The following is a 26,992-nucleotide window of genomic DNA, read 5'->3' on the forward strand; positions in this document are numbered from 1 at the left end:
CCCATGAGCACCCAGCCCACCGATTTCAGCGATATCCGCCACACCGGCTTCTTCAGCCAAGCGCTCGCCGACGCCGATCCGGCGGTGTTCGCCGGCATCGCGCACGAACTGGAGCGCGAGCAGACGCAGATCGAGCTGATCGCGTCGGAGAATATCGTCTCCAAGGCGGTGCTGGAGGCGCAGGGCTCGGTCTTCACCAACAAATATGCCGAGGGCTATCCGGGCAAGCGCTATTATCAGGGCTGCGCGCCGTCGGACGAGGTCGAGAGCCTCGCGATCGAGCGGGCCAAGCAGATCTTCGGCTGCGGCTTCGTCAACGTCCAGCCGCATTCGGGCGCGCAGGCGAACGGCGCGGTGATGCTCGCGCTGGTCAAGCCGGGCGAGACGATCCTCGGCATGAGCCTCGACGCCGGCGGCCACCTCACCCATGGCGCACGCGCGGCGATGAGCGGCAAGTGGTTCAACGCAATCCAGTACGGCGTCGATCCGGTGACGCATCTGATCGATTACGATCAGGTCGAGCGCCTCGCTGTCGAGCATAATCCGAAGCTCATCATCGCCGGCGGCAGCGCCTATCCGCGCACGATCGACTTCGCGCGCTTCCGCGAGATCGCCGACAAGGTCGGCGCCTATTTCATGGTCGACATGGCGCATTTCGCCGGCATCGTCGCCGCCGGCCTGCATCCGACACCGTTCGGCCATGCGCACGTCGTCACCACGACGACGCACAAGACGCTGCGGGGGCCGCGTGGCGGCATGATCATGACCGACGACGAGGCGCTGGCCAAGAAGATCAACTCGGCGGTGTTCCCGGGGCTGCAGGGCGGGCCGCTGATGCACGTCATCGCCGCCAAGGCGGTCGCGTTCGGCGAGGCGCTCCAGCCGGGCTACAAGAGCTATATCGCCGCGGTGGTCGAGAACGCCAAGGTGCTCGCCGCGACGCTGAAGGAGCGCGGCTCGGACGTCGTCTCGGGCGGCACCGACACGCATCTCGCGCTGATCGACCTCACCCCGCTCGGCACCACCGGCAAGGACGCCGACGAGGCGCTGGAGCGCGCCGGCATCACCTGCAACAAGAACGGCATTCCCAACGATCCGCTGCCGCCGGTCAAGACCAGCGGTATCCGCGTCGGCTCGCCCGCCGGCACGACGCGCGGCTTCGGCCCCGCCGAATTCCGCGAGATCGGCAACATGGTCGCCGACGTGCTCGACGGTTTGGCCAAGAAGGGCGAACATGGGGACCCCGAGGTCGAGGCGAACGTTCGGCAGCGTGTACGCACGCTGTGCGCACGCTTCCCCATCTACGAAGGATAACACCATGTCGAAGATCGAAGAGGTCCAGGCGACCGTCAAGAACACCCCCGGCCTCGGCAAGAAGATGGCCAAATATGGCGCGATCGGCGCGGTCGTGGCGATCCCGATCCCCTTCGTCGGCCCGGTGCTCGGTGCGCTGGTCGGCGCGGGCGTCGCTTATGCCAAGCGCAAGGATTGATCGCCTGAATGCGTTGCCCGTTCTGCGGCCATGAAGACAGCCAGGTGAAGGACAGCCGCCCCACGGAAGACGGGGCGGCGATCCGGCGCCGGCGCCAGTGCGAGGGCTGCGCGGCGCGCTTCACCACCTTCGAGCGCATCCAGCTCCGCGACCTGTGGGTGATCAAGAGCACCGGCAGCGGCGGGGTGCGGCGCGAGCCGTTCGACCGCGAGAAACTGCTGCGCTCGGTCTCGATCGCGACGCGCAAGCGGCCGATCGAGCCGGTGCGGATCGAGAAACTGGTCAGCGGGATCCAGCGCCAGCTCGAGACGCAGGGCGAGAGCGAAGTGTCGTCGAAGCGGATCGGCGAGATGGTGATGGACGGGCTCAAGGGGCTCGATTCGGTCGCCTATATCCGTTTCGCCAGCGTCTATCGCGATTTCAGCGAGGCGCGCGACTTCGAGGAATTCGCCGGCACGGTCGAGCAGGCGGGGCGCGCCGAATGAAGCCGGTCATCGTCCTCGTTCGCCCGCAATTGGGCGAGAACATCGGCAAGGCGGCGCGCGCCATGCTCAATTTCGGGCTCACCGACATGCGGCTGGTCAGCCCGCGCGACGGCTGGCCCAATCCGCAGGCCGGGCCGGCGGCGAGCGGCGCCGACAGCGTGCTCGCCGATGCGCAGGTGTTCGACAGCGTCGCCGAGGCGGTGGCGGATTGCGCGCACGTCTATGCGACGACGGTGCGCAAGCGCGGCATCACCAAGCCGGTGGTGACGCCCGAGATCGCGGCGCGCGACATTCACGCCGCGCCGGAGCGGTCGGCGATCCTGTTCGGCCCGGAGCGATCGGGGCTGGAGACCGACGACGTCGCGCTGGCGCGGACGATCGTCACCGTGCCGATCAACCCGGAGTTCGGCAGTCTCAACCTCGCGCAGGCGGTGATCCTGGTGGCCTATGAATGGTCGAAGGGCGAGGCGCTGGCGCAGCCGTCGATCAACCCGATCGAGCCGCCCGCACCGCATGAGGAACTGGAGGGGATGATCCTCCAGCTCGACGACATGCTGGAGCGCGCCAATTTCTTCTTCCCGCCCGAGCGCGTGTTCCAGACGCGGCGGACGCTGCGCACGCTGCTGACCAAGCCGGGCTGGTCGTCGCAGGAGGTGCGGACGGTGCGCGGCGTGCTGTCGGCGCTGGACGGCGCCAAGGAACGCCGGGTCGAGGCTCAGCGCCGGTCGAACGACGCCAGTTCGTAGGCGATCGACGCCTCGACGAGCTGCTCCCACAGATCGGCGATGACCGCGCCGGGCAGGCCGAGCGATTCCGCCTCGGCGCGGGCATTGGCGATGACCTGTGCCTTGCGGGCCTCGTCGCGGACGTGGCCGCGCTCCGGCTTGATGCGCGCCGCGGCGTCCATATAGGCGAAACGGCGGGCGAGCAGCGCGACCAGCTCGCGATCGAGCGCGTCGACGCCGGCGCGCACCTCGATCATCGTCGTGCAATCGGGGCCGGCCAGTGCCGGGGCAGGGGGCGTGGTCATCGCGCTTCCTTATCGCCGCCGCCACGGATGTCGAGTTCGTGGCGTCGCCATCTTCCCTTGCCGGACGGATCGTGTCACCTTTGCTGCCGTATCAGGGAGGGTCGCCATGTTCGCTTTCGCCATTGCCGCGATGATTCTGTCTGCCGGCGCGCAGGATGCCGCGCCAGCGGCGACGCCGTCGCCCGCGCCCACGGCGAAGGCCAAGCGGATCTGTCGTCGCGAAGCACCGATCGGATCGATCATGCCGCACCAGACCTGTTTCACCCGTGGTGAATGGGCCGTCATCGACGCCCGCAACGGCGACAATTGGGACACGGCGCGCCGGGCCAATGCCGCGCGCAACATGACGATCCCGCAGGCGCTGCGTCCTTGACAGGATAAGCGCCAGCATCTAGGCGGCCGCCTTCGCAACAGCCCCCGCACCCCGGTGAAGCGGACGGCCTGCCCCCGCAAGGGATCAGCAGAGCGATACCGGGATCAACCCCGCCGCATGGCTTGCCATGGGGCGGGATCACGTCGTTTCAGTTGCCAAGGAAATATCATGTCGAAGCGCCATAGCGCCAAGCACAAGCTCGACCGTCGTCTCGGCGAGAACATCTGGGGCCGGCCGAAGAGCCCGGTCAACAAGCGCGAATACGGCCCGGGTCAGCACGGTCAGCGCCGCAAGGGCAAGGTGTCGGACTTCGGCATCCAGCTGCGCGCCAAGCAGAAGCTCAAGGGCTATTACGGCGACGTCACCGAGAAGCAGTTCAAGGCCTGCTACACGGAAGCGGCCCGCATGAAGGGCGACACCAGCCAGAACCTGATCGGCCTGCTCGAGCAGCGTCTCGACATGATCGTCTATCGCGCCAAGTTCGCGCCGACGATCTTCGCCGCGCGCCAGATCGTCAGCCACGGCCACATCCGCGTCAACGGCGTGAAGTGCAACATCGCGTCGCGCCGCTGCTTCGTCGGCGACGAGATCACCCTGGGCAGCAAGGCCAAGGAAATGGCGCTGGTGCTCGAGGCGCAGAACCTCGCCGAGCGTGAAATCCCCGATTACGTCGCGCCGGACGGCAACGCCAAGATCACCTTCGTCCGCGTGCCGACGCTCGACGAGGTGCCTTACCCGGTGAAGATGGAACCGAACCTGGTCGTCGAGTTCTACTCGCGCTGATTTTCGGGTCTTCCGGTTTCGGATTTGGAAGGGGCGGTCCTTGCGGGCCGCCCTTTTTGATTCACGCGAAGACGCGAAGACGCGACGGTGTTCCGCTTGGGGGTGGAGGCATCGATCACCGCGGGTGTGGCCCTCGTTCTTTCTCTTCGCGTTATCGCGTGGATCGATTTTGCGCGCAGAGGCGCAGAGACGCGGAGGTGATCCGCGGGAGGCCTCGTCGCCTGCTTTTCGCGTCGGAGGAGAAGCGCCTTCGGCGCCGCTGGCGGAACACCTCTGCGTCTCTGCGTCTCTGCGCGCAAAACCTTCTCCGTCCCGTGACCCGGATCGTGGACAAGCACGCGACCGGCGGCAGAAGACCGGCCTGCTGCCATTTTTAGATTTGGAAGGGGCGGTCCATGCGGGCCGCTCTTTTTGGTTCACGCGAAGGCGCGAAGACGCGACGGTGTTCCGCTTGGGGGTGGACGCATCGATCACCGCGGGTGTGGCCCTCGTTCTTTCTCTTCGCGTCTTCGCGTCTTCGCGTGAATCGATTTTGCGCGCAGAGGCGCAGGGACGCGGAGGTGATCCGCGGGAGGCTTCGTTGCCTGCTTTTCGCCTCTGGAAGAGAAGCGCCTTCGGCGCGGCTGCGGCACACCTCCGCGTCTCTGCGTCTCTGCGCGCGAAACCTGTACCGTCCCGCGGCCCGGACCGTGGACAAGCCCGCCCACCGGCGGCAAAAGACCGGCCACGCTGCCATCCATGCGGAGTAATCGATGCGTCGTTTCGTTCTTGCGGCCCTGCTTGCCACGCCCGGCATGGCGCTCGCCCAATCCGCGCCGCCGATCTCGGTCGAGACGATGAAGGCCGTCACCAGGACGCTGTCGTCGGACGCCTTCGAAGGTCGCGCGCCGGGTAGCGCCGGCGAGGAGAAGACACTCGCCTATCTCGAACAGCAATTCGCCAAGGCGGGCCTGAAGCCGGGCAACAAGGGCAGCTGGTTGCAGGACGTGCCGCTGGTCGAGATCACCGCGCAGAACGTCACGCCGCTGACCATCACCGGCGGCAAGACGCCGCTTGCCCTCGCTTACGGCAAGGACATGGTGGTCGGCACCTATCGCGTCACGCCGCATATCGACGTCAAGGACAGCGACATCGTCTTCGCGGGTTACGGCATCGTCGCGCCCGAGAAGGGCTGGAACGATTATGCCGGGCTCGACGTGAAGGGGAAGACGGTGATCGTCCTCATCAACGATCCCGACTGGCAGACGCCGGGGCTGACCGGCCCGTTCAACGGCCGTGCGATGACCTATTACGGCCGCTGGACGTACAAATATGAGGAAGCGGCACGGCAGGGCGCGGCCGCGGTGATCATCGTCCACCAGACCGAGCCTGCGGCCTATGGCTGGAACGTCGTCCAGTCGAGCAACACCGGCGCGGCGCATGTCGCCGATGCCGCCAACGGCCATATGGACGACACCGCCGCGCACGGCTGGATGCAGCTCGACAAGGCGCGTGCGCTGTTCGCCAGCGCCGGCAAGGACTTCGATAGCCTCGCCGCCGCCGCGAAGGTCAAGGGCTTCAAGCCGGTGCCGCTCGGGCTGAAGGCGTCGGTGCGCTTCGACAACCAGATCAAGAAGCAGATCTCGCACAATGTCGTCGGCATCCTGCCCGGCCGCGAGGCACCGGACGAATATGTCCTGCTGTCGGCGCATTGGGATCATCTCGGCCGCTGCACCCCGGTCAACGGCGACGACATCTGCAACGGTGCGGTCGACAATGCCGACGGCACCGCGGCGCTGGTCGCGCTCGCCGAGGCCAATGCCAAGGCCGGGCCGGCGCGCCGCTCGATGGTGTTCGTCGCGCTGACCGCCGAGGAATCGGGGCTGCTCGGCTCGGCTTATTATGGCGAGAACCCGGTCTATCCGCTCGCCAAGACGGTCGGCGGCGCCAATATGGATGCGCTCGCCATGTACGGCCCGTCGAAGGACGTGATCGTGATCGGGCCGGGCAAGTCGCAGCTCGACGGCTATCTTACCGCCGCGCTCAAGCGGCAGGGCCGCACCGCGACGCCCGAGCCGACGCCGGAGAAGGGCTTCTATTATCGCTCCGACCATTTCAGCCTCGCCAAGCACGGCGTGCCGATGGTCTATTTCGAGACCGGCCAGAATCTGGTGAAGGGCGGGCTCGCCGCGGGTCAGGCGGCGGCGAAGGACTACGAGGAGAATCGCTATCATGCGCCCTCCGACGAATATGATCCCAATTGGGACTGGAGCGGCGTGCAGCAGGACGTCGGCCTCTATTATATGATCGCGCGCGATCTCGCCGACGGCCGCGACTGGCCCAATTGGACGCCAGGCGACGAATTCCGTGCGATCCGCGACAAGAGCCGCGCCAGCCTGGGAGCCGCGAAGTGACCGTCGTTCCGCCGCCCGCCGAATGGGCACCGCATGACGCCGTATGGATCGGCTTTCCGAGCCATCCCGAATTGTGGGAGGAGGATCTCGACCCCGCCCGCGCCGAAGTTGCCGCCTTCGCCCGCGCGGTGCATGCCGAGGGCCGCGGCGAGACGGTGATCCTCGTCGCCGCCGATGCCGAGGCGGGCGCGGCGGCGCGGACGATGGCGCCGTTCGCCGAGGTGGTGGTCGAGCCGTTCGGCGACATCTGGCTGCGCGATACCGGCCCGATCCTGCTCGGTAATGGCGAGGCCTGCGACTTCGGCTTCAACGGCTGGGGCGCCAAATACGATCTGCCCGGCGACGATACGATCGGCCTGCGCCTCGCCAAGCAGCGCGGTCGCCGCGTCGGTTACTGCAATTGGGTGCTCGAAGGCGGCGCGATCGACGGCGACGGCACCGGCGTCGTCGTGACGACCGAGCAATGTCTGCTCAACCCCAACCGCAACCCGACGCTCGACAAGGCGCAGATCGAGGCGCGGCTGCGCGACGACCTCGGGCTGACCAAGGTGGTGTGGCTGGGCGACGGGCTGCTCAACGACCATACCGACGGCCATGTCGACAATCTCGCCCGCTTCGTCGGCGAGGGGAAACTGGCGCTGCCGGAAGCGGCGGAGAACGACCCCAATTGGCAGGTCTACCAGCATGCGTTGCGCGACGCGCGCGCGGCGGGGCTGGAGGTGGTGACGATCCCGTCGCCGGGCCGCGTGCTGCGCGACGAGGAGGTCGTGCCGGCGAGCTATATGAACTTCTACATCGGCAATGCCGCGGTGGTCGTGCCGCTGTACGGTGCGGAGAATGACGAGGCCGCGGTGCGTGCGGTGCAGGCGCTGTTCCCGGATCGCGAGGCGGTGGGGCTGCGCGCCGACCATATCCTGACCGGCGGCGGCAGCTTCCACTGTATCAGCCAGCAGATCCCGGCGGGGATTTGAGCCCGACAGGGGGCGGGCGTCCGAACCGCATGCGAGGGGTGACGACTCGCTCCCGCCCCCTTATGTGGCGCGCATGACCCAGATCACCGTCGCCGCGCTGCAGCTCGCCTTCTCCGACGATATCGATGCGAACATTGCCAACGTCTCGCGCCTCGTGCGCGAGGCGGCGGGGCGGGGCGCGCAGGTGATCCTGCCGCCCGAATTGTTCGAGGGCGAATATTTCTGCCGCGTCGAGGACGAGGGGCTGTTCGCCAATGCCGCGCCGGTGCGCGAGCACAAGGCGGTGCTGGCGATGCAAGCGCTCGCCGAGGCGCTCAAGGTGACGATCCCGACCAGCTTCTTCGAGGCGGACGGGCCGCATTATTACAACAGCCTCGCGATGATCGGCCCCGACGGCGAGGTGCAGGGCGTCTATCGCAAGAGCCACATCCCCGACGGCCCCGGTTACGAGGAGAAGTTCTACTTCCGCCCCGGCAATACCGGCTTTAAGGTCTGGCCGGCGCCGCCGACCGCGCCGGGCTGGACGCTCGGCGTCGGCGTATGCTGGGACCAATGGTATCCCGAGACCGCGCGCGCGCTGATGCTGATGGGCGCGCAGGTGCTGTTCTACCCGACCGCGATCGGCAGCGAGCCGCATGACACCAGCCTCGACACCGCACGGCTGTGGCGCCGCGCGATGGTCGGCCATGCCGTGTCCAACGTCGTGCCGGTCATCGCCGCCAACCGGATCGGCACGGAGCACGGCCAGCATTTCTACGGCACCAGCTTCATCGTCGACGAACGCGGCGACGTGCTCGCCGACCTGGGTCGTGACGAGGAAGGCGTGATCGTCGCGACGCTCGATCTCGAACGAGTCAAGCGCCACCGCGCCGCCTTCGGTTTCTTCCGCGATCGCCGGCCCGAATTGTACGGACGGCTCGTTCAGGACGTCTGACGCAGCGCCACGGCGCGAGCGAACACCGATTCGAACATCGCTTCGTCGATCCGGCCGGTGTTCTGGTTGTAGCGCGACGGGTGATAGCTATCGAGCAGGATGCGACCGTCGGGCATGCGATGCTCGGCGCCGTGCGCGAAATTGGCCTTGGGCAGGCGTCCGCCCATCACCTTGACCGCCGACTGGTGCGCGATCTGACCGAGCGCGACGACGATGCGCACGTTGGGCAGCGCCGCGATCTCGCCGTCGAGGAACGGGCGGCAGGTGCGGATCTCCTCCGGCGTCGGCTTGTTGGCGGGCGGCAGGCATTTGACCGCATTGACGACGATCGCCCCGGTCAACGCCAGATCGTCGGTGACGCGATTGGCGAAGGTGCCGGTGGCGAGGCCGAGCTTGCCGAGCGTCGCGAACAGCAGGGCGCCCGAATGGTCGCCGGTGAACGCCCGCCCGGTGCGGTTGGCGCCGTGCAGCCCCGGCGCGAGGCCGACGATCGCCAGCCATGCCTCGGGATCGCCGAAGGCGGGGACGGGGGCGTTCCACCAAGTGGGGTTGTCCAGCCGCAGCGCCTCTCGTGCGGCGACCAGCCGCGGGCAGCGCGGGCAGTCGTGCGGCGGCTCGACCGCGGCGAGCGGATCGGGGACGGGCAGGTCGGTGGCGATGTCGGGCGCGAGCGTATCGAAGGTCATCGCTTTCGCCTAAAGCCCCGGGATGGCGACGGCAATCTATGCGATCGGGATCGGATCGAACCGGCGCGGGCGACACGGCGGCCCCGCCGACGAGGTGCGCGCGGCGATCGCGGCGATCGGCGGGCTGGTCGCGGCGTCGCCGGTGATCGGCTCGGCACCGCTCGGGCCGTCGATCCGCCGCTTCGCCAATGCCGCGATCCTGATCGCCAGCGACGAGACCCCGCCGGTGCTGCTCGCGCGGCTCAAGGGGATCGAGGCGGCGTTCGGGCGGCGGCGCGGGCGGCGCTGGGGGGCGCGGGTGATCGACCTCGATATCCTGCTCTGGTCGGGCGGCAGCTGGCGCGATCCGCGGCTGACCGTGCCGCATGCGGCGCTATCCGCGCGCGGCTTCGTGCTGGGGCCGCTCGCGCGGATCGCGCCGGGCTGGCGCGTGCCGCCGCAGGCGCGAAGTGTTCGACAATTGGCACATGCAGTTGACCGACCGCGTCCCCGCCCCTAGGTGCCCCGGATCGATGGCGGGGGTCCGTAGCTCAGTCGGTAGAGCAAGCGACTTTTAATCGAGAGGTCCCGGGTTCGAGCCCCGGCGGACCCACCATCGATAGTGCCGGCGGCGGCGTCCGCTCACAGCCGGCGCGGGCGGCCGGTTCGCGCGGCGGCCACCACCAGGACGACGCCGAGGATGATCGCGGTGTCGGCGACCCAGTCCATGATGTCGCAGTCGCGGTGCAGCGCCGGGATCGACTGGACCAGCTCGATCATCGCGCCGAGAAAGCTCAGCCGTTCGGCGATGCGGAACAGCGGCGCGTGCGGCCAGGCGGCGCAGGCGAGCGCGGTGAGCGCGCCGAACGCGGCCATGTGCTGCCATTTGTCCATGACCTCGACGGTGATCGGCGGGCGCGGCGACAGCGCCATGACCAAGGCGAAGAGGAGAGCAGCCCAGAACAGCAAGCGTGCGATCGGCGCGACGCGCGCCTGCGAGAAACCAACCATGATGCGCGCCCTACGTCCGCCGGCGGCGCGCGTCCACCGGCGGGCGGGCGGATCAGCCGCGACGCTTCAGCAGGCCATGCATGTCGAGCCAGCGGGTGAATTCCTCGAACCAGCCGGTGCTGGTCGTCGGTTTAGGATACATGCCGAAGCCGTGGCCGCCCTGTTCGAACAGGTGGAATTCGACCGGGCGCTTGGCGGTGCGCCAGCTGTCGATCAGGCCGAAGCCGTTATTGGCGAAGAACGGATCGTCGGCGGCGAGCGCGACGAACATCGGCGGCGCGTCGGCGGGCACGGTGACCGCCGTCAGCGGGCCATAGATGTTGCCGATGAAGGCAGGCCTGGCATCGCCGCCGGTCAGCGTCGTCGCCATCGTCAGCATCGCGCCGGCGGAGAAGCCGATCATGCCGATCCGGTCGGCGTCGACGTGCCATTCGGCGGCGCGCTTGCGGACCAGTGCGAAGGCGGCGCGCGCGTCGGCGATCTGCGGGGCGAGGCCGGCGGCCATCGCGTCGGCGCGCGGACGCGGCGGGCGGGCGCCGGGCGCGAAGATCTCGGCCATCGACCGTTCGAAGCCGGGCATGTCGGCGGGTGTCGGGTTGAGCCGGTATTTGAGCACGAAGGCGGCGACGCCCTTGGCGGCGAGCGCGCGGGCGACGTCCCAGCCCTCATTCTCCATCGACAGCGTGCGGAAGCCGCCGCCCGGCGCGACGATGACCGCCGCACCGGTCGCCCTGGCGGGATCGGGCAGGAAGGGGGTCAGCGTCGCGACGGTGACGTTGCGGGTGAAGACGCTGCCATATTGGCTGTGCCAGGCCTCCGGTGCGGTCGCGCCGGGCAGCTTGCCGGTATCGAGCGTGATCGCGCCCGGCTGTGCCGGGGTGGGGATCGGCACCATCTTGTCGTTCTGCGCCTGAACGGGCGCGGTCAGCGTGACGGCGGCGAGGATGCCGGCTCCGATCGGCCGCAGCAGATGGGCGATCGCGGCGGCGTGGATACGGTGTCTCATGTTCGCTCTCCCTGATGATCGGTGTCGCTATGGGTCATTTGCCGCCGGCGCGCGGCCGCGGCGACAGCCAGCCGCTGTCCGCCAGCCAGTCGTCGAGCCGGTCGGGCCAGTGCAGGATCGAGATCCGGTTCGATTCGTCGAGGTTGAAGGCGTGATCGCTGTCGGCGTACATATGCAGTTCCGCCGACACGCCCGCCTTGCGCAATTGCTCGTAGAGCGCGACCGAGGGCGGCGCGCAGCAGGCGTCGCGGCTGCCCGCGACGATGAAGGCGGGCGGCGCGCCGGCGATCGCCTTGGCGGGGATGCCGCGGGGCCCGGGGAAGACGAGCACCTGGAAATCGGGACGCGCGGGCAGGCGGTCGATCGCATCCACCGCGAGGCGGCCGGCGGGTTCGGGATTGTCGGCGATCTGCGACACCAGTTCGCCACCGGCGGAAAAGCCCATCGCGCCGACGCGGGCGGGGTCGATGCCGTAATCGGCGGCATGCGCGCGCACCCAGCGCATCGCGCGGCGCGCATCGTCGGCGGCGTCGCCCTCGACCGAATATTTCGAGCCGGGCTCGTTCGCGAGCCGGTATTTGAGAACGAAGGCGGTGATGCCCATGCGGTTGAGCGCGGTGGCGACCTTGGTCCCCTCGTTGGTCCAGACGAGCAATTTGTGACCGCCGCCGGGCATGATGACGATCGCGGCGCCGTTGCGGTGCGCGGGATCGGCCGGGAAGGCGATCAGCGAGGGGTCGTGGATGTTGCGCACCCAGTAATCGCGGGCGACCTCGGCCTCCTGCCGGCGCGCGCGCGATCCGGGAGCACCGTCGGGCCACAATTTGATCGCGGTGTAACTGGGCGGTTGTTGCGGGGCCGGATCCTGCGCGGGCAACGGTGCCGCCGCCAGCAGGACCGCCAAGGCAAAGGCTCGGCGCATCATCACTCTCCCAATGTGTCCGGTCGCCGTGTTCGACGTTCCGGGGTCCCGGCCAGGCCGGGGAGGCGTCCGGCCCCGTGCGGGGCCGGACACGCGCGGCTTAGAGGAAACGGTTGATCAGATTCTCGAGCCGCTCCTGACCGCCCGAGCGCGGCTGCGGATCGATGTTCTGCTCGATCGCGAGATCGGCGATGCCGGCGAGGTCGAGGTCGGCGATCTTGCCGCCGAACTCGCCCGTCCAGCCCGCGTAACGCTCGGTCTTGGCGGCGTCGAGGCGACCGTCCTCGATCAGCGCGGCGGCGTTGAGCAGGCCCTTGGCGACCACGTCGATGCCGCCGACATGGCCGTGGAACAGGTCGATCGCGTCGATCGACTGGCGACGGACCTTGGCGTCGAAGTTGAAGCCGCCGGTGGTGAAGCCGCCCGCGCGCAGGATCTCGACCATCGCCAGCGTCAGTTCCTCGACCGAATTGGGGAATTGGTCGGTGTCCCAGCCGTTCTGCGGATCGCCACGGTTGGCGTCGATCGAGCCGAAGATGCCGAGCGCACCGGCGGTGGCGATCTCATGCTCGAAGGTGTGGCCCGACAGCGTGGCGTGGTTCGCCTCGATGTTGACACGCACTTCGTTCTCGAGGCCGTAGCGCTTGAGGAAGCCGTACACCGTCGCGGTGTCGAAGTCATACTGGTGCTTGGTCGGCTCGTGCGGCTTCGGTTCGATCAGGATCGTGCCGGTGAAGCCGATCTTGTGCTTGTGCTCGACGACGAGGCTGAGGAAGCGGCCGAAATTGTCGAGCTCGCGCTTCATGTCGGTGTTGAGCAGCGTCTCATAGCCCTCGCGACCGCCCCAGAGGACGTAGTTCTGGCCGCCGAGGCGATGCGTCGCTTCGAGCGCGTCGCGGACCTGCATCGCACCGAAGGCATAGACCTCGGGATCGGGGTTGGTCGCGCCGCCGGCGGCGAAGCGCGGGTGGCTGAACAGATTGGCGGTGCCCCACAGCAGCTTGCGGCCCGACGAAGCCTGCAGCTTCTCGAGGTGGTCGACGGCTTCCGCGAAATAGCGGCGATGTTCGGTGACGTTGGCGGCATCGGCCATCACGTCGACGTCGTGAAAGCAATAGAAGGGAACGTCGAGCTTCTGGAAGAAGTCGAACGCGACCTCACGCTTCTCGGCCGCGGCGGCGCTGTCGTTGGGGCCGCGATGCCACGGGCGATTGAAGGTGCCGCCGCCGAACACGTCCGAGCCGGGCCAGCAGAAGGTGTGCCAGAAGCAGGCGGCGAAGCGCAGATGCTCTTCCATCGTCTTGCCGAGCACGACGCGGTTCTTGTCGTAGAAACGGTAGGCGAGTTCGTTGTCGCTATCCGGTCCTTCGTAGCGAATCTGCGGGATGTCGGCGAAAAAGTCAGCCATCAGAGGGTCCTTATGCGGGGATAGGCATCGCGGAAGGCGGCGCCCTTGGGAGCGAGGCGCTCGACGAGCGCCGGATCGGGGGTGATCACCTGGGACACGGGGGGTGCCTGGCAGACGTCGGCGGGGCTGCCGCCGTCGACCGCGAGCTGGGCGAGGCGCGCGGCGCCGAGCGCCGGGCCGACCTCGCCGCCTTGCAGGTAGACGAGCTCGACGTCCATCGTCGCGGCGAGCGTTTCGCCCCAATAGCGCGAGCGCGCACCGCCGCCGATCACCGAGAGGCGCTCGATCGTCGTGCCGGCGTCGCGCAGCACGCGGATGCCGTCGGCGAGCGCGAAGCCGACGCCCTCCAGCACCGCCTGCGCCAGCCGGTCGGGACCGGTGTCGTTGTCGAGCCGGAGGAAGGCGCCGCGGACCTGCGCGTCATTATGGGGGGTGCGTTCGCCGGAGAGATAGGGGAGGAACAGCTCCGGCCCGGCACCCGGTCCGGCGCGCTCGGCGCGCGCGAACAGGTCCGCGGCGCCCGCCGCGCCGGTGATCCTGGCGACCCAGTCGATGCACGAGGCGGCGGACAGGTGAACCGCCATCTGGTGCCACATATCGGGCAGGCAGTGGCAGAAGGCATGGACCGCACCCGCGACATTGGGGCGGAAACGATCGGTGGCGACGAAGATCACGCCCGAGGTGCCGAGCGACAGCAACGCATCGCCATCACGCACCGCGCCAACGCCCGCCGCACCGGCGGCATTGTCGCCGCCGCCGCCGGCGACCGGCACGCTGCCCATGCCCCAGAGTTCGGCGACGTCGGGACGCAGGCGGCCGGCGGTGGCGCTGCCCTCGACCAGCGCGGGCATCTGCGCTTCGGTGAGGCCGGTGGCGGCGAGCAACGTATCGCTCCAGCGCCGGCCGGCGACGTCGAGCCACAACGTTCCCGCCGAGTCGGACATATCGGAGAGCTTCTCGCCGGTCATCTGCAGCCGGACATAGTCCTTGGGCAGCAGCACGGTGGCGATCTGCGCGAACACCTCCGGCTCGTGATGGCGGACCCATTGCAGCTTGGGCGCGGTGAAGCCGGGCATCGCGAGATTGCCGGCGATGTCATGCAATTCGGGCACCGCCGCTTCCAGCTCGACGCATTCGGCGTGCGAGCGGCCGTCGTTCCACAGGATCGCCGGACGCAGCGGCCGGTCGTCGGCGCCGAGCAGGGTGGCGCCGTGCATCTGGCCGGCGAGGCCGATGCCGCGCACCGCGCGGCGCACCTCGGGATCGATCGCCTGCACCGCGGCGGTCGTCGCCTGCCACCAGGCTTCGGGGTCCTGTTCCGACCACAGCGGCTGCGGCCGCTGCACGGTCAGCGCGGCGGTACCCTGGCCGACGACGCTGCCGTGGGTGTCGAGGACCACCGCCTTGACCCCGGACGTGCCGATATCGATGCCGAGAAACATGCCGCCGCTCAGTTCTTGAAGGGGTCGAGCTGACGGATCGTGCCGTCGGCGTTGAAGGTCAGTTCGGCGACCTTGGCCGAGCGCAGATAGTTCTTATTCGACAATTGCGTGTCGTGATAGAACAGCAGCCACTTGCCCTTGAACTCGACGATCGAGTGATGCGACGTCCAGCCCTGCACCGGCGACAGGATATGCCCGGTATAGCGGAACGGCCCGTAGGGCGTGCTGCCGATCGCATAATTGAGGAAATGAGTGTCGCCGGTCGAATAGGTGAAATAATATTTGCCGCCGCGCTTGAACACCCACGACGCCTCGAAGAAGCGGCGGTCATGGTCGCCGCCGAGCACCGGCTTGCCCGCCTCGTCGGTGATGACGACATCGCGCGGCGGCTCGGCGAACTGCTTCATGTCGGCCGACAGGCGCGCCATCTTGGGCGACAAAGCGGGCTTGTCGTCCTGCTTCATGTCGGTGTCGCCGGCGTTCGGATCGAAACGGCCGGTGGTCCAGCGCTGGAGCTGGCCGCCCCAGATGCCGCCGAAATACATGTAGCTCTGGCCGTCGGTGTCGGTGAACACCGCGGGATCGATCGAGAAGCTGCCCTTGATCGGTGCCGGCTCGGCCTTGAACGGGCCGGTCGGCGACTTCGACGTGGCGACGCCGATGCGGAACACGCCCTGTTTGTCGCGCGCCGGCATGTAGAGATAATAGGTGCCGTTCTTATAGGCGGCGTCGGGCGCCCAGGTCTGCTTGGAGGCCCAGGGGATATCCTTCACGTCGATCGCCACCGGATGCACCGTCACCGGGCCGCCGATGCGATCCATGCTGAGCACGCGATAGTCGTGCATCGCATATTGCGTGCCGAGATCGTCGTCGGGGATGCCGGCGTCGACGTCGTGGCTCGGGTAGACGTAAAGCTTGCCGTTGAAGACGTGCGCCGAAGGGTCGGCGAAATAGAGGTTCTTGACGAGCGGCTGGCTGAGATAGCGCTTGCCCTCGGGGCTGCGCGGCTCGGCGGCGGGCGCGGGCTTGGCGACCTGCGCGATCGCGAGCGTGGCGGTGGCGCCGAGCGTGGCGGCGGTCAGGCAGAGGGCGAGACGAAGCCTCATGGCCGATGATCCTTCCTAGTGACGGCCTTCTGACGAGGCCTGGAGCGATGCCGCGAATGCGGGATAGCGCTACCATATGAGGCCGTTCGCGAATTCGCAAGCCGTTCCGCCGCGGTCGAGCCCGGCTGTAGGTTCGGATTTCGGTTGGCGAGCGGATCGGGATCGTGCCGATTCGGGATCGATGGCGGGGTCGGTCTCGCCCGCGCGCCCGATCCGTCCGTTTGAAGCCTTGACGTGCCGCCTTGGCCTGATAGCGATACCAACAAGGTATGAGCCGGGTCCGGCATCGTCCAAGTGGAGAGTCCAGCGTGTCACGCCAACCGGTTCGTCCCTTCCGTTCGCGCGACTGGTTCGCCGACCCGGCCCGTGCCGACATGACCGCGCTCTATCTCGAACGCTTCATGAATTACGGGCTGACCCCGGCGGAACTGCGCTCGGGGCGGCCGATCATCGGCATCGCGCAGACCGGCAGCGACCTGTCTCCGTGCAACCGCATCCATCTCGATCTGGCGCGCCGGGTGCGCGACGGTATCCGCGATGCAGGGGGCATCCCGCTCGAATTCCCGGTCCATCCGATCTTCGAGAATTGCCGCCGGCCGACCGCGGCGCTCGACCGCAACCTCGCCTATCTCGGGCTGGTCGAGACGCTGTACGGCTATCCGATCGACGCGGTGGTGCTGACCACCGGCTGCGACAAGACGACGCCGTCGGGGATCATGGCCGCCGCCACCGTCGACATTCCGGCGATCGTGCTGTCGGGCGGGCCGATGCTCGACGGCTGGCACGAGGGCGAGCTGGTCGGTTCGGGCACCGTCATCTGGCGCTCGCGCCGCAAGCTGGCCGCGGGCGAGATCGACGAGGAGGAATTCCTCCAGCGCGCCACCGACAGCGCGCCCTCGGCGGGCCATTGCAACACGATGGGCACCGCCTCGACGATGAACGCGGTGGCCGAGGCGCTCGGCCTGTCGCTGCCCGGCTGCGCAGCGATTCCCGCACCCTATCGCGAGCGCGGCCAGTTCGCCTATGAGACCGGCCGCCGCATCGTCGACATGGCCTATGAGGACCTGCGTCCGTCGCGCATCCTGACCCGCGAGAGCTTCCTCAACGCCGTGCGCGTCGTCACCGCGATCGGCGGCTCGTCGAACGCGCAGCCGCATATCCAGGCGATGGCGGCACATGCCGGCATCGAGGTGCGGCCGAGCGACTGGATGGACTATGGCTATGATCTGCCGCTGCTGGTCGACGTACAGCCCGCCGGGCGTTTCCTCGGCGAGCGCTTCCATCGGGCCGGCGGCGTGCCGGCGGTGATGAACGAGCTGCTCGGCGCCGGCAAGCTGGACGGCGACTGCCTGACCGTCACCGGGCGCAGCATCGCCGAGAATCTCGCCGGTCGCGGCGCGACCGACCGCGAAGTGATCCGCCCGTTCGACCAGCCGCTGAAGGAGCAGGCGGGGTTCCTCGTCCTCACCGGCAATCTGTTCGATTTCGCGATCATGAAGACGAGCGTGATCTCGCCGGCGTTCCGCGAGCGCTACCTCAACGTACCGGGACGCGAGAACGTGTTCGAGGCGCGTGCGGTGGTGTTCGAGGGATCGGACGATTACCACCATCGCATCAACGATCCCGCGCTGGGCATCGACGAGGGCTCGATGCTGGTGATCCGCGGCGCCGGCCCGATCGGCTGGCCGGGATCGGCGGAGGTGGTCAACATGCAGCCACCCGATCATCTGATCCAGCGCGGCATCCTGACGCTGCCGACACTCGGCGACGGCCGCCAGTCGGGCACGTCGGACAGCCCGTCGATCCTCAACGCCAGCCCGGAAAGCGCGGTCGGCGGCGGCCTGTCGTGGTTGCAGACCGGCGACGTGATCCGCATCGATCTCGCCGCGGGCCGCTGCGACGCACTGGTCGAGGAGGCCGAGATCACGCGCCGGCGCGGCGGAACGCCGCCGCCCATTGCCGAGAGCCACACGCCGTGGGAAGAGCTGTACCGGGAAAAGACCGGCCAGCTCGGCGAAGGCGGCGTCCTCGACTTCGCGTTGAAATATCGGGGTATCGCTGCGCGTACGCCGCGGCATAACCACTAGGTACAACCCATTTCGCCGGCGGTGACCGGCACAGGAGAGACGATGACGGACAGCGTAAGGGGGGCAGGGGGGACTGCCACGAACCACGGCTTCATCGCCGCGATCGTCGCGGTGGCGACGATCGGCGGCTTCATGTTCGGCTATGATTCGGGCGTGATCAACGGCACCCAGAAGGGGCTGGAGGCGGCGTTCGCGCTCGGCCGGCTCGGCATCGGCGTCAACGTCGGCGCGATCCTCGTCGGTTCGGCGATCGGTGCGTTCGGCGCCGGCCGGATGGCCGATGCGATCGGCCGCCGCAACGTCATGATGCTCGCGGCATTGCTGTTCCTGGTCAGCGCGCTGCTCGCCGGCGCGGCGAGCGGCTCCGAGATCTTCATCTTCGCGCGCATCATCGGCGGCCTCGGCGTCGGTGCGGCGAGCGTCATCTCGCCGGTGTACATCTCCGAAGTCACCCCCGCCTCGATCCGCGGCCGGCTGACCAGCGTGCAGCAGGTGATGATCATCACCGGCCTGACCGGCGCGTTCGTCGCCAATTTCGTGCTCGCCCGCTATGCCGGCGGCTCGACCGCGCCGTTCTGGCTCGGCTATCCCGCCTGGCGCTGGATGTTCTGGCTGCAGGCGATCCCCGCCGCCATCTATCTCGTCGCGCTGTTCGTCATTCCGGAAAGCCCGCGCTTCCTGATGGCCAAGGGCCGCGAAGACGACGCGCACAAGGTGCTCGTCCGCCTGTTCGGCGTGGCCGAAGCCGACCGCAAGGTCGTCGAGATCCGCAACTCGCTCGCCGCCGACCATCACAAGCCCAAATTGTCCGACCTGCGCGACAAGACCACCGGCAAGATCCGCCCGATCCTGTGGGCGGGCATCGGCCTCGCCATCTTCCAGCAGCTCGTCGGCATCAACGTCGTCTTCTATTACGGTGCGGTGCTGTGGGAAGCGGTCGGCTTCACCGAGGACAATGCGCTGCAGATCAACATCCTGTCGGGCGTGCTGTCGATCGCGGCGTGCCTGTTCACGATCGCGACCGTCGACAGGATCGGCCGCAAGCCGCTGCTGCTCGTCGGTTCGGCCGGCATGGCGGTGACGCTGGCGGTGGTCGCCTGGGCGTTCTCGACCGCGGTCACCGACGCGGCGGGCGCCGTCTCGCTGCCGGGGCATAACGGCATGATCGCGCTGATCGCCGCCAACCTCTACGTCATCTTCTTCAACGCGAGCTGGGGTCCGGTGATGTGGGTGATGCTGGGCGAGATGTTCCCGAACCAGATCCGCGGCTCGGGCCTCGCGGTGTCGGGCTTCGCGCAGTGGATCGCCAATGCGGCGATCTCGGTGAGCTTCCCGGCGCTGGCGGTGTCGCCCGGCCTGGCGGTGACCTATTTCGGCTACGCCTTCTTCGCCGCGGCGTCGTTCTTCTTCGTACGCAAGATGGTCAACGAGACCGCGGGCCGCGAGCTGGAGGACATGGCGGGCTGATCCGCCGGTCCATCCTATCCGGTCACGACGAAGGGGCGGTCCTGCGGGACCGCCCCTTTTTCATGTCAGCGCCGCCAGGCGTAGGGTCCGACGATCGTGCCGACGAAGCCGCCCGCCGCCTCGGTGCTGAGGAAGCGTGCGTCGACGTCGGCGGCGAGCGTGCGGCGGGCGGCGCCGGCCTGATAGTCGAACGCCATCGTGCCGCCCTTGGCACGGATGGTGAGCGTCACCGGACCGGTCGTGGCGAGCGGCGCCGACGCGACCAGCCGTTCGGTGCCCTTGTCGGTGGTGTAGAGCGCGACCATCGGCTTGCCGGCGAGGCGGGTGATGCCGAAGAACAGGAAGTTCTTGTCGCTCTGCATCGCGGCGAGGCCGGCGCGCTCGCCGTCGCTGTCGGGGATGAAGCGCACCGTCGTGCTCATCGTCGCGACGTGATGCTGCTGGCGCCGCGCGACGAAGGCGGGAACGCCGTTCAGGTCGCCCATCGGCGTGCCGCGGTCGAGCACGAGTTCGTGGCGGTCGATCCGGTAGACGGGCTGTTTGGGGGTGCGCACGCCGATCCACTGCATCGCCAGTTTCGGTCCGGCGAACGTGTCGGTGTAGGCGAAGTCGCCGCTGGTCGGCAGCGCCGGCGGGCGTTGCTGCGGCAGCCTGGGTGCGGGCGCGGTGAAGGGGATCGCCTTGCCGTGTGGCAGGATCATCGGCCAGCCTTGCGCCCAGGTCACCGGCAGCAGGAACGTCTCGCGGCCGATGTTATAGTAATTGCCGGCATAGGGGCGGACGGCAAGGAAGGTCGCCCACCAGTCGCCGGTCTGCGTCTGCACCAGTTCGGCATGGCCCGCCGAGGTGATCGGGTTGGGCCGCGCCGGATCGAGATCGCGCTGGGTCAGGATCGGGTTGCCGGCGAACGGCGCATACGGCCCGCGCAAGTCGCGCGAGCGGAAGACGACCTGCGAATGGTTGACGCTGGTGCCGCCCTCGGCGGCGGTGAGATAATAATAGCCGTCCTTCCGGAGGATATGCGGCCCCTCGATCCAGACCGGCTTTTTGGTGATGTCGACGCCGCCGTTGACCAATTGCGTGCTCTCGCCGACCATCTTGCCGGCGCGCCAGTCATATTCCTGCATCCAGATGGCGCGATGGCCTTCGTAGCGCGGCGGTTCGGCGGGGGCGCGGTTGTTGACGATATAGGCGCGGTCGCCTTCCCAGTAGATCGACGGATCGATCCCCTCGAACGGCAGCCAGATCGGATCGGACCACGGCCCCGCCGGGTTCCTGGCGGTGATGACGAAATTGCCTCTGCACGAAACGCAGGTGTTGACGATGTAGAAGGTGCCGGCGTGATAGGAGATGTCCGGCGCGAACACCGCTTCCGAGGTGCGGCGGCCGGTGAAGTCGAGCTGGCCGGGGCGGTCGATGGCATTGCCGATCTGCGTCCAGTGGACGAGATCCTTCGAGTGGAAGACCGGCAGGCCGGGGAAATGCGCGAAGGACGAATTGACCAGATAATAATCGTCGCCGACCCGCGTCACCGACGGGTCGGGGTAATAGCCAGACAGGATCGGGTTGCGATACGCGCCCGGCGCGGGGGTGGCCTTCTCCTCCGACTGCCCCTGATAGGCGAAGCGGCTGAAGCGCGGCGCCTCGCTCGCCATCGCCGCCGAACCGCCGGCCAAGGCCAGCGCCAGGATCATGGCACGTCCCGCCATCCTCATCTCTCCCATATCGGCCACCGCTCGATGCGACGGCTCTAACGCAACTATAGCGCTACCAGGTCGGCGTGCCAGCCAGAGCGATAAAATCGGAGGAACATTACTCCGATAAATCCGCCCAGCGCCGATAGACAAGGTAGCGTTACCAGTTTACCCTTCGGAACAGCGCAAAGAGGAGATGCGGCGCGATCCCGACGGCAGGCCGACGCGGATCGCAGACCGACTCCCGTGGCGCGAGGGAGAGCGATGATGACCGGGATGCGGATACGACATCTGGCACTTGGCGCGACGCTGCTGGCGACGCTTGCCGGCGCGACGCCGGGCATGGCGGGTCAACAGGCAACCCCCGCCACCGGTATCGCGCCCTATTTCCAGCCGGCCGGCACCGCGCCGAGCACGCCCGACGCCGACGGCTTCCTGCGCCGCTGGCTGCTGCTCGAACCGATCGTCAAGCCGAACCGCACCAATACGGTGTTCACCGCAAGTTATGTGCGCGAGGCGCTGGGGACCAGCTATTTTCCCGGCCAGTTCACCGCGACCCCGCGCGATGGCCAGATCGTCAAGGCCGCCGAGCCGCTGCGCTGGCATGCGCTCGACTCCAACAGTTTCGACATCAAGCTGTTCAACCTGGCGCAGGGGCTCGGCAAGCCGACCTATGGCGTGATCTTCCAGGCCTATACCGTGATCGATGTGCCGCGCGAGATGCGCGACGTGCGGATGGCGGTCGGCTCCAATGCGGCGTCGATCTGGTGGCTCAACGGCAAGGAGGCGGTCGGGCTGTTCAACGATCGCCGCATGGTGATGGACGACGTGCTGTCGGACCGGCTGACGCTGCGCAAGGGCCGCAACGTCATCCGCGGCGCGGTCATCAACGGTCCCGGCCTCAGCGATTTCTGCGTCCGCTTCCTCGATGCGGAGGGCAAGCCGATCACCGCTTTGTCCACCGTGCTGCGCTGATCCGGGAGACCGCCATGATCCGCCCTATCCTCGCCGCGCTCGGCCTCTCGCTCGGCCTCGCCGCTGCCCCCGCCGCCGCGCAATTGCAGGGCGAGCCGTTCATCCACGACCCCTCCACGGTCACTTTCTCCGACGGACGCTGGTATACGTTCGGTACGCGGCAGGGCGGGCTCGTCTCCGACGACGGCTGGACGTGGCGCAGCGGCCCGGTGCGGCCCGGCGGCGGCGTCGCGCCCGACGTCATCAAGATCGGCGAGCGCTATTATATTGCCTATGCGGTCGGCGGCGGCGGCATGTCCGGCGGCCACGCCAGCCGGGTCAAGATTATGTGGACGCTGTCGCTCGACCCCAAGTCGCCGCGCTTCGGCTATCACGACGTCGGCGTCGTCGCATCGAGCGACGGGGTGGAGACGGCTGATGCGATCGATCCCGCCTTCCTGCTCGCCGACGGGCGGCTGTGGCTGACCTACGGCACCTATTTCGGGCCGATCCGCATCGTCGAACTCGATCCCAGGACCGGGCTGCGCGTCGCCGGCAACCAGCCGGTCGATGTCGCGATCGACATGGAAGCGACCGCGATGATGTATCGCGACGGCTGGTATTACCTGCTTGGCACGCACGGCACCTGCTGCGACGGGCCGAATTCCACCTATCACATCCGCGTCGGCCGGGCGCGCAGCCCGCTGGGGCCGTATCTCGACCATATGGGCACGCCGCTGCTCAAGGGCGGCGGCAAGCTGGTAGTGAGTGCGCGTGGCCGCGACATCGGCCCCGGTCACTTCGGGCTGATCGAGCTGCCCGGCGGCGTCGAGAAATTCTCGATGCATTACGAGGCGGACATGGACCGCAGCGGGCGCAGCGTGCTGGGCATCGCGCCGCTGCTGTGGCGCGACGGCTGGCCGGTGGCGGGCGAGAACGTCGCGCCGGGCACTTATGAGATCGCGTCCGAGCGCAGCGGCTATGCGCTGGGACTGGCGACCGACTTCGTCCGCATCCCGTTCGATGCGCGCGCGAGTTTCAGGGCCAAGTCGGACGATCCCGTCGCGCCGCTGCCCGACCAGACGCTGGCGCAGGACAGCGCCGGCTGGCCGCAGGGCCGGGTGCGCGTCGACCTCGCCGATTACATGGTGCGGCCGCACCAATTGTGGACGATCGCGCCGGTGGCCGACGCCGGCGGGTCGTTCGGCGCGCCATATTACAAACTGACCATCGCCGGGACGACCCGTGCGCTGGCGGCGACCGCGGCGGGCGAGGTGGAGGCGGTGCCCGCCTTCACCGGCGCGGCCGAGCAATTGTGGCGCGTCGATCAGCTTACCGACGCCACCTATCGCATCATGCCCAAGGCGGTGCCGGGCGGCCGCACCGGGCTGGCGCTGGTCGCCATCGGTGCGAGTACGCCGACGCTCGCCGCCTTCGATCCGGCCAGCCCGGCGGGGCGCTGGACGTTCCGCACGCCCTGACCCCCCGCTGCCGCTGCCGCCATTACGAGAGGAAGACCGATGATCCCGTTCCGACCCCGCGCCGCCCGCGCGCTGTTGCCGCTGCTGCTCGCCGGCCTTGCCCTGCCGGGGACGGCGCCCGCGCAGGAGCGTGAAACCGAGGCTGTACAAGCGACGCTGCGCGCCGACACGCCGGGGCCGCAGGTGCATCGCGACGTCTTCGGCCAGTTCGCCGAGCATCTCGGCCACGGCATCTATGGCGGGATCTGGGTCGGCCCCAAATCGCGCATCCCCAATGACGCCGGTTATCGCCGCGACGTGCTCGCCGCGCTCAAGGCGATCAACGTGCCGATGGTGCGCTGGCCGGGTGGGTGCTTCGCCGACGAATATCATTGGCGCGACGGCATCGGCCCGGCGAAGGACCGGCCGGGCAAGGTCAACACCAACTGGGGCGGGGTGAACGAGGACAACAGCTTCGGCACGCACGAATATTTCGGGCTGATGGAGCGGCTGGGCGCGAGCACCTATGTCGGCGCCAACCTCGGCAGCGCACCGCCCGCCGAAACCGCGCAATGGGTGGAATATATGACCGCGGCGAAGGGCAGCAGCGTCCTCGCCAAGGAGCGCGCCAAGAACGGCCATGCCGAGCCGTGGAAGGTGCAGTATCTCGGCATCGGCAACGAACTGTGGGGCTGCGGCGGCAATATGCGCGCCGATTATGCCGCCGACGAGACCAATCGCTACGCGCAATTCGCCAAGTCGGCGAACGGCCCGATGCTCAAGATCGCCAGCGGCCCGAGCGATTCGAACTACGAATGGACCGAGGCGATGATGCGCATCGCCGGCAAGAATATCGACGGGCTGGCGCTGCATTATTACACGCGGCCGCGCGACAAGGACTGGAAGGACAAGGGGCCGGCGATCGGCTTTTCCGAGCATGAATGGGCGACGACGATGCAGCATACGCTGCAGATGGAAGAATTCCTGACCAAGCACGCCGCGATCATGGACAAATACGATCCCGCCAAGCGCGTGATGCTGGCGGTGGACGAATGGGGCACCTGGTACGATCCGACGCCGGGCAGCAATCCCGGCTTCCTCGAACAGCAGAATTCGATCCGCGACGCGGTGGTCGCCGGGCTCAACCTCAACATCTTCGTCGCGCATGCCGACCGGGTGCGGATGGCGGCGATCGCGCAGATGGTGAACGTGTTGCAGGCGATGCTGCTCACCGACGGGCCGCGGATGGTGAAGACGCCGACCTATTGGGTGTTCGACCTGTACAAGCCGTGGCAGGGGGCGACGGCGCTGCCGATCACGCTGACCTCGCCCTGGTATCACAAGGACGAGGTGGCGGTGCCCGCGGTCAACGCCTCGGCGGTGCGCGACGCCGCGGGGCAGGTGCACGTCGCGCTGGTCAATCTCGACCCGAACCGCGCGCTGCCGGTGTCGGTCGCGCTGACCGGGGTGCAGGCGGGGCAGGCGAGCGGCCGGATCGTCACCGGCGCGGCGATGGATACGCACAACAGCTTCGATGCGCCCGATACGGTGACGCCGCAGCCGTTCACCTCGGCGCAGGTCGCGGGCGGTACGTTGACGCTGACACTGCCGGCCAAGTCCGTCGTCGTGCTCGACCTGCGCTGAGCCGGTGCGCGGCGGTCCCTCCTCCTGGTGCCGGTCGGCGGCTGCGGCAGCGGTGCTCGCGCTGCTGACCGCGGCAGCGCCGTCGCCGCGTGCGGTGCACGTCAGCGTCGATGCGGCGCGCGTCACCGCGCCGCTGCCGCCGATCTGGCGGTTCTTCGGCGCCGACGAGCCCAATTATGCGACGACGGCGGAGGGCAGGCGGCTGCTCGTCGAGCTCGGGCGGCTGCGGCCGAGCGAGATCTATTTCCGCGCGCACAACCTGCTGACCAGCGGCGACGGCACCGCCGATTTCAAATGGGGCAGCACCAACGTCTACACCGAGCGCGACGGCCAGCCGGTGTACGACTGGCGGATCGTCGACGGCATCATCGACAGCTATCGCGCCGCCGGCATCCATCCCTATCTCGAGATCGGCTTCATGCCCGAGGCGCTGAGCGCGGCGCCGCCGGGCACGCCCTATCGCCTGCCCTGGGCGCCAGGCGTCGATGCCAAGGGCACCGCCGGCTGGACCTATCCGCCGCGCGACGAGAAACGCTGGGCCGACCTCGTCTATCGATGGACGCTCCACAATGTCGCGCGCTACGGCCGCGCCGAGGTGGAGCGCTGGTATTTCCAGACGTGGAACGAGCCCAATCTGAGCTTCTACTGGAGCGCCAGTCCGGAAGCCTTCTACCGGCTGCACGACGTCACCGTCGATGCGATCCGTCGCGCGCTGCCGACCGCGCGGGTCGGCGGTCCCGATCTCGCCGGTGCGGGCGGCACCTTCATGCAGGGCTTCCTGCGCCACGTCACCACCGGCACCAACCATGCGACGGGCGGAACGGGTACGCCGACCGACTTCCTGTCCTTCCACGCCAAGGGCCAGCCGGCGGTAGTCGACGGGCATGTCCGCATGGGGATCGCCAACCAGTTGCGCACCGCCGACGAGGCGTTCGCCGCCTTCGCCGCGGTGCCGCAGCTCGCCGGCAAGCCGGTGGTGATCGGCGAGAACGATCCGGAGGGCTGCGCCGCCTGTCCGGGGCCGGCCAACGCCTATCGCAACGGGCCGCTCTACGCGAGCTACACCGCGGCGAGCTACGCGCGGCTGTGGGAGCTGGCGCAGCGGCGCGGCACGCGGCTGGAGGGCGCGCTCGCCTGGTCCTATACGTTCGTCGGCCAGCCGTGGTTCGCCGGCTATCGGCAGCTCGCCACCAACGGCGTCGATCTTGCGGTGCTCAACGTCTTCCGGCTGTTCGCGCGGCTCGGGCCGGAGCGGATCGCGGCGCAGAGCGACGGGCAGGTGCCGCTCGCCACGATGCTGCGCGACGGGGTGCGCGGCGCGCCGGATGTCGGCGTGCTCGCGACGCGGACCGCGCCGGGGCGCGTCGCGCTGCTGCTGTGGCATTATCACGACGACGACGTGGCCGGCCCCGACGCCCGCGTGACGCTCGACGTGGCGCATGTCGCGCCGGCGGCGGCGGGGCGGATGTGGCGCGTCGATGCGCGCCACGCCAACGCGTTCGGCGCATGGCAGGCGATGGGTTCGCCGGCGCGACCGACGCCCGCGCAGGTCGCGACGCTGAAGCGCGCCGCGCGACTGACGCCGGAAGCGCTGCGCCTGACCGGCGGCCGGCTGACGCTGACCGTGCCGCGGCAGGGCGTGGTGCTCGTCGAACTATGATCCCG

The 26,992-nt window shown here is 68.5% G+C and carries 25 protein-coding genes and 1 tRNA gene; 17 read left to right on the forward strand and 9 right to left on the reverse strand.

All coding sequences use genetic code 11. The features are described from left to right. Nucleotides 1–3 precede the first annotated feature (3 nt). From glyA to AC07U4_RS11055, 4 genes are read left to right on the forward strand one after another with little or no spacing between them, the layout of a single operon-like run. Entirely contained in the window at nucleotides 4–1,314 is a 1,311-nt protein-coding gene (gene glyA, locus AC07U4_RS11040) for a serine hydroxymethyltransferase (protein WP_495195435.1), read from the forward strand. A gap of 4 nt (nucleotides 1,315–1,318) precedes the next feature. After that, nucleotides 1,319–1,492, forward strand: a complete 174-nt coding sequence (locus AC07U4_RS11045) for a small multi-drug export protein (RefSeq protein ID WP_166753199.1) — start codon at nucleotides 1,319–1,321, stop codon at nucleotides 1,490–1,492. An 8-nt stretch (nucleotides 1,493–1,500) separates the two neighbouring features. Beyond that, the gene (gene nrdR / locus AC07U4_RS11050) at nucleotides 1,501–1,977 is read left to right on the forward strand and encodes a transcriptional regulator NrdR (RefSeq protein ID WP_038663810.1); all 477 of its coding nucleotides are present in this window, start codon (nucleotides 1,501–1,503) and stop codon (nucleotides 1,975–1,977) included. Further along, a complete protein-coding gene (locus AC07U4_RS11055) occupies nucleotides 1,974–2,723 on the forward strand; it encodes an RNA methyltransferase (RefSeq protein ID WP_495195436.1) in 750 nt (249 codons plus the stop codon). The genes nrdR and AC07U4_RS11055 overlap by 4 nt, the downstream gene beginning before the upstream one ends. On the opposite strand, the gene AC07U4_RS11060 is transcribed toward AC07U4_RS11055, so the two are convergent. Then, complete coding sequence (locus AC07U4_RS11060; protein WP_038663803.1) at nucleotides 2,693–3,007, reverse strand: chorismate mutase; 315 nt, start codon at nucleotides 3,005–3,007, stop codon at nucleotides 2,693–2,695. The two genes, AC07U4_RS11055 and AC07U4_RS11060, sit on opposite strands and share 31 nt — an antisense overlap. Before the next feature lie 106 nt (nucleotides 3,008–3,113). On the opposite strand from AC07U4_RS11060, the gene AC07U4_RS11065 reads away from it, so the two are divergent. The 5 genes from AC07U4_RS11065 to aguB all read left to right on the forward strand — a co-directional run bounded on the left by AC07U4_RS11065 (nucleotide 3,114) and on the right by aguB (nucleotide 8,461). Then, nucleotides 3,114–3,380 carry a hypothetical protein gene (locus tag AC07U4_RS11065; protein ID WP_495195437.1) on the forward strand — a complete coding sequence of 89 codons (267 nt, stop codon included), beginning with the start codon at nucleotides 3,114–3,116 and terminating at the stop codon, nucleotides 3,378–3,380. Between the two features lie 168 nt (nucleotides 3,381–3,548). Next, nucleotides 3,549–4,163 carry a 30S ribosomal protein S4 gene (gene rpsD, locus AC07U4_RS11070; RefSeq protein WP_038663797.1) on the forward strand — a complete coding sequence of 205 codons (615 nt, stop codon included), beginning with the start codon at nucleotides 3,549–3,551 and terminating at the stop codon, nucleotides 4,161–4,163. Nucleotides 4,164–4,915: 752 nt separating this feature from the next. Next, the gene (locus AC07U4_RS11075; RefSeq protein ID WP_495195438.1) at nucleotides 4,916–6,556 is read left to right on the forward strand and encodes a M28 family metallopeptidase; all 1,641 of its coding nucleotides are present in this window, start codon (nucleotides 4,916–4,918) and stop codon (nucleotides 6,554–6,556) included. Then, complete coding sequence (locus tag AC07U4_RS11080) at nucleotides 6,553–7,527, forward strand: agmatine deiminase family protein (protein WP_495195439.1); 975 nt, start codon at nucleotides 6,553–6,555, stop codon at nucleotides 7,525–7,527. Before AC07U4_RS11075 ends, AC07U4_RS11080 begins: the two co-directional genes overlap by 4 nt. 73 nt (nucleotides 7,528–7,600) lie before the next feature. Continuing rightward, nucleotides 7,601–8,461 carry an N-carbamoylputrescine amidase gene (gene aguB, locus AC07U4_RS11085; protein ID WP_495195440.1) on the forward strand — a complete coding sequence of 287 codons (861 nt, stop codon included), beginning with the start codon at nucleotides 7,601–7,603 and terminating at the stop codon, nucleotides 8,459–8,461. Here the strand turns inward: aguB and AC07U4_RS11090 are convergent. Continuing rightward, nucleotides 8,449–9,147, reverse strand: a complete 699-nt coding sequence (locus AC07U4_RS11090) for a uracil-DNA glycosylase (protein WP_052075663.1) — start codon at nucleotides 9,145–9,147, stop codon at nucleotides 8,449–8,451. The genes aguB and AC07U4_RS11090 overlap by 13 nt on opposite strands. Nucleotides 9,148–9,169: 22 nt before the next feature. Here AC07U4_RS11090 and folK point away from each other — a divergent pair, with 22 nt between their 5' ends. Next, nucleotides 9,170–9,646 carry a 2-amino-4-hydroxy-6-hydroxymethyldihydropteridine diphosphokinase gene (gene folK / locus AC07U4_RS11095; protein WP_137897545.1) on the forward strand — a complete coding sequence of 159 codons (477 nt, stop codon included), beginning with the start codon at nucleotides 9,170–9,172 and terminating at the stop codon, nucleotides 9,644–9,646. 20 nt (nucleotides 9,647–9,666) lie between these two features. Next, nucleotides 9,667–9,742: transfer RNA gene (locus tag AC07U4_RS11100), tRNA-Lys, on the forward strand. A 26-nt stretch (nucleotides 9,743–9,768) separates the two neighbouring features. Here AC07U4_RS11100 and AC07U4_RS11105 read toward each other — a convergent pair. The 6 genes from AC07U4_RS11105 to AC07U4_RS11130 all read right to left on the reverse strand — a co-directional run bounded on the left by AC07U4_RS11105 (nucleotide 9,769) and on the right by AC07U4_RS11130 (nucleotide 16,021). Beyond that, nucleotides 9,769–10,137, reverse strand: coding sequence for a VanZ family protein (locus tag AC07U4_RS11105; RefSeq protein ID WP_495195441.1), 369 nt, complete (start codon nucleotides 10,135–10,137; stop codon nucleotides 9,769–9,771). Nucleotides 10,138–10,189: 52 nt separating this feature from the next. Continuing rightward, the gene (locus AC07U4_RS11110; protein WP_495195442.1) at nucleotides 10,190–11,143 is read right to left on the reverse strand and encodes an alpha/beta hydrolase; all 954 of its coding nucleotides are present in this window, start codon (nucleotides 11,141–11,143) and stop codon (nucleotides 10,190–10,192) included. A 34-nt stretch (nucleotides 11,144–11,177) separates the two neighbouring features. Then, a complete protein-coding gene (locus tag AC07U4_RS11115) occupies nucleotides 11,178–12,065 on the reverse strand; it encodes an alpha/beta hydrolase (RefSeq protein ID WP_495195443.1) in 888 nt (295 codons plus the stop codon). A 100-nt stretch (nucleotides 12,066–12,165) separates the two neighbouring features. After that, nucleotides 12,166–13,476 (reverse strand): xylose isomerase, encoded by a 1,311-nt coding sequence (gene xylA / locus AC07U4_RS11120; RefSeq protein WP_495195863.1) that lies wholly within the window; start codon nucleotides 13,474–13,476, stop codon nucleotides 12,166–12,168. Then, nucleotides 13,473–14,915: a xylulokinase gene (gene xylB / locus AC07U4_RS11125; RefSeq protein WP_495195444.1), complete on the reverse strand. Its 1,443-nt coding sequence runs from the start codon at nucleotides 14,913–14,915 to the stop codon at nucleotides 13,473–13,475. Before xylB ends, xylA begins: the two co-directional genes overlap by 4 nt. An 8-nt stretch (nucleotides 14,916–14,923) precedes the next feature. Continuing rightward, a complete protein-coding gene (locus AC07U4_RS11130; RefSeq protein WP_495195445.1) occupies nucleotides 14,924–16,021 on the reverse strand; it encodes a glycoside hydrolase family 43 protein in 1,098 nt (365 codons plus the stop codon). 269 nt (nucleotides 16,022–16,290) lie between these two features. Between AC07U4_RS11130 and AC07U4_RS11135 the strand changes: the two genes are divergently transcribed. Beyond that, nucleotides 16,291–18,108 (forward strand): IlvD/Edd family dehydratase, encoded by a 1,818-nt coding sequence (locus tag AC07U4_RS11135; RefSeq protein WP_425423971.1) that lies wholly within the window; start codon nucleotides 16,291–16,293, stop codon nucleotides 18,106–18,108. Nucleotides 18,109–18,150: 42 nt separating this feature from the next. Further along, nucleotides 18,151–19,575: a sugar porter family MFS transporter gene (locus AC07U4_RS11140; protein ID WP_038663768.1), complete on the forward strand. Its 1,425-nt coding sequence runs from the start codon at nucleotides 18,151–18,153 to the stop codon at nucleotides 19,573–19,575. A 65-nt stretch (nucleotides 19,576–19,640) separates the two neighbouring features. Here the strand turns inward: AC07U4_RS11140 and AC07U4_RS11145 are convergent, their stop codons facing one another. Further along, nucleotides 19,641–21,290 carry a glycoside hydrolase family 43 protein gene (locus AC07U4_RS11145; protein ID WP_495195446.1) on the reverse strand — a complete coding sequence of 550 codons (1,650 nt, stop codon included), beginning with the start codon at nucleotides 21,288–21,290 and terminating at the stop codon, nucleotides 19,641–19,643. A gap of 255 nt (nucleotides 21,291–21,545) precedes the next feature. Here AC07U4_RS11145 and AC07U4_RS11150 point away from each other — a divergent pair, with 255 nt between their 5' ends. The 4 genes from AC07U4_RS11150 to AC07U4_RS11165 are packed head-to-tail and all read left to right on the forward strand — an operon-like array spanning nucleotide 21,546 to nucleotide 26,987. Continuing rightward, nucleotides 21,546–22,244, forward strand: a complete 699-nt coding sequence (locus tag AC07U4_RS11150) for an acetylxylan esterase (RefSeq protein ID WP_137897537.1) — start codon at nucleotides 21,546–21,548, stop codon at nucleotides 22,242–22,244. 14 nt (nucleotides 22,245–22,258) lie between these two features. After that, a complete protein-coding gene (locus AC07U4_RS11155; RefSeq protein WP_495195447.1) occupies nucleotides 22,259–23,704 on the forward strand; it encodes an arabinan endo-1,5-alpha-L-arabinosidase in 1,446 nt (481 codons plus the stop codon). Nucleotides 23,705–23,743: 39 nt separating this feature from the next. Then, nucleotides 23,744–25,327: an alpha-N-arabinofuranosidase gene (locus AC07U4_RS11160; RefSeq protein WP_495195448.1), complete on the forward strand. Its 1,584-nt coding sequence runs from the start codon at nucleotides 23,744–23,746 to the stop codon at nucleotides 25,325–25,327. Between the two features lie 52 nt (nucleotides 25,328–25,379). Next, nucleotides 25,380–26,987, forward strand: coding sequence for a GH39 family glycosyl hydrolase (locus AC07U4_RS11165; RefSeq protein WP_495195449.1), 1,608 nt, complete (start codon nucleotides 25,380–25,382; stop codon nucleotides 26,985–26,987). The last annotated feature ends 5 nt before the right edge of the window (nucleotides 26,988–26,992 follow it).

The sequence above is a fragment of the Sphingomonas sp. GW821-FHT02B09 genome (genome assembly GCF_059421875.1).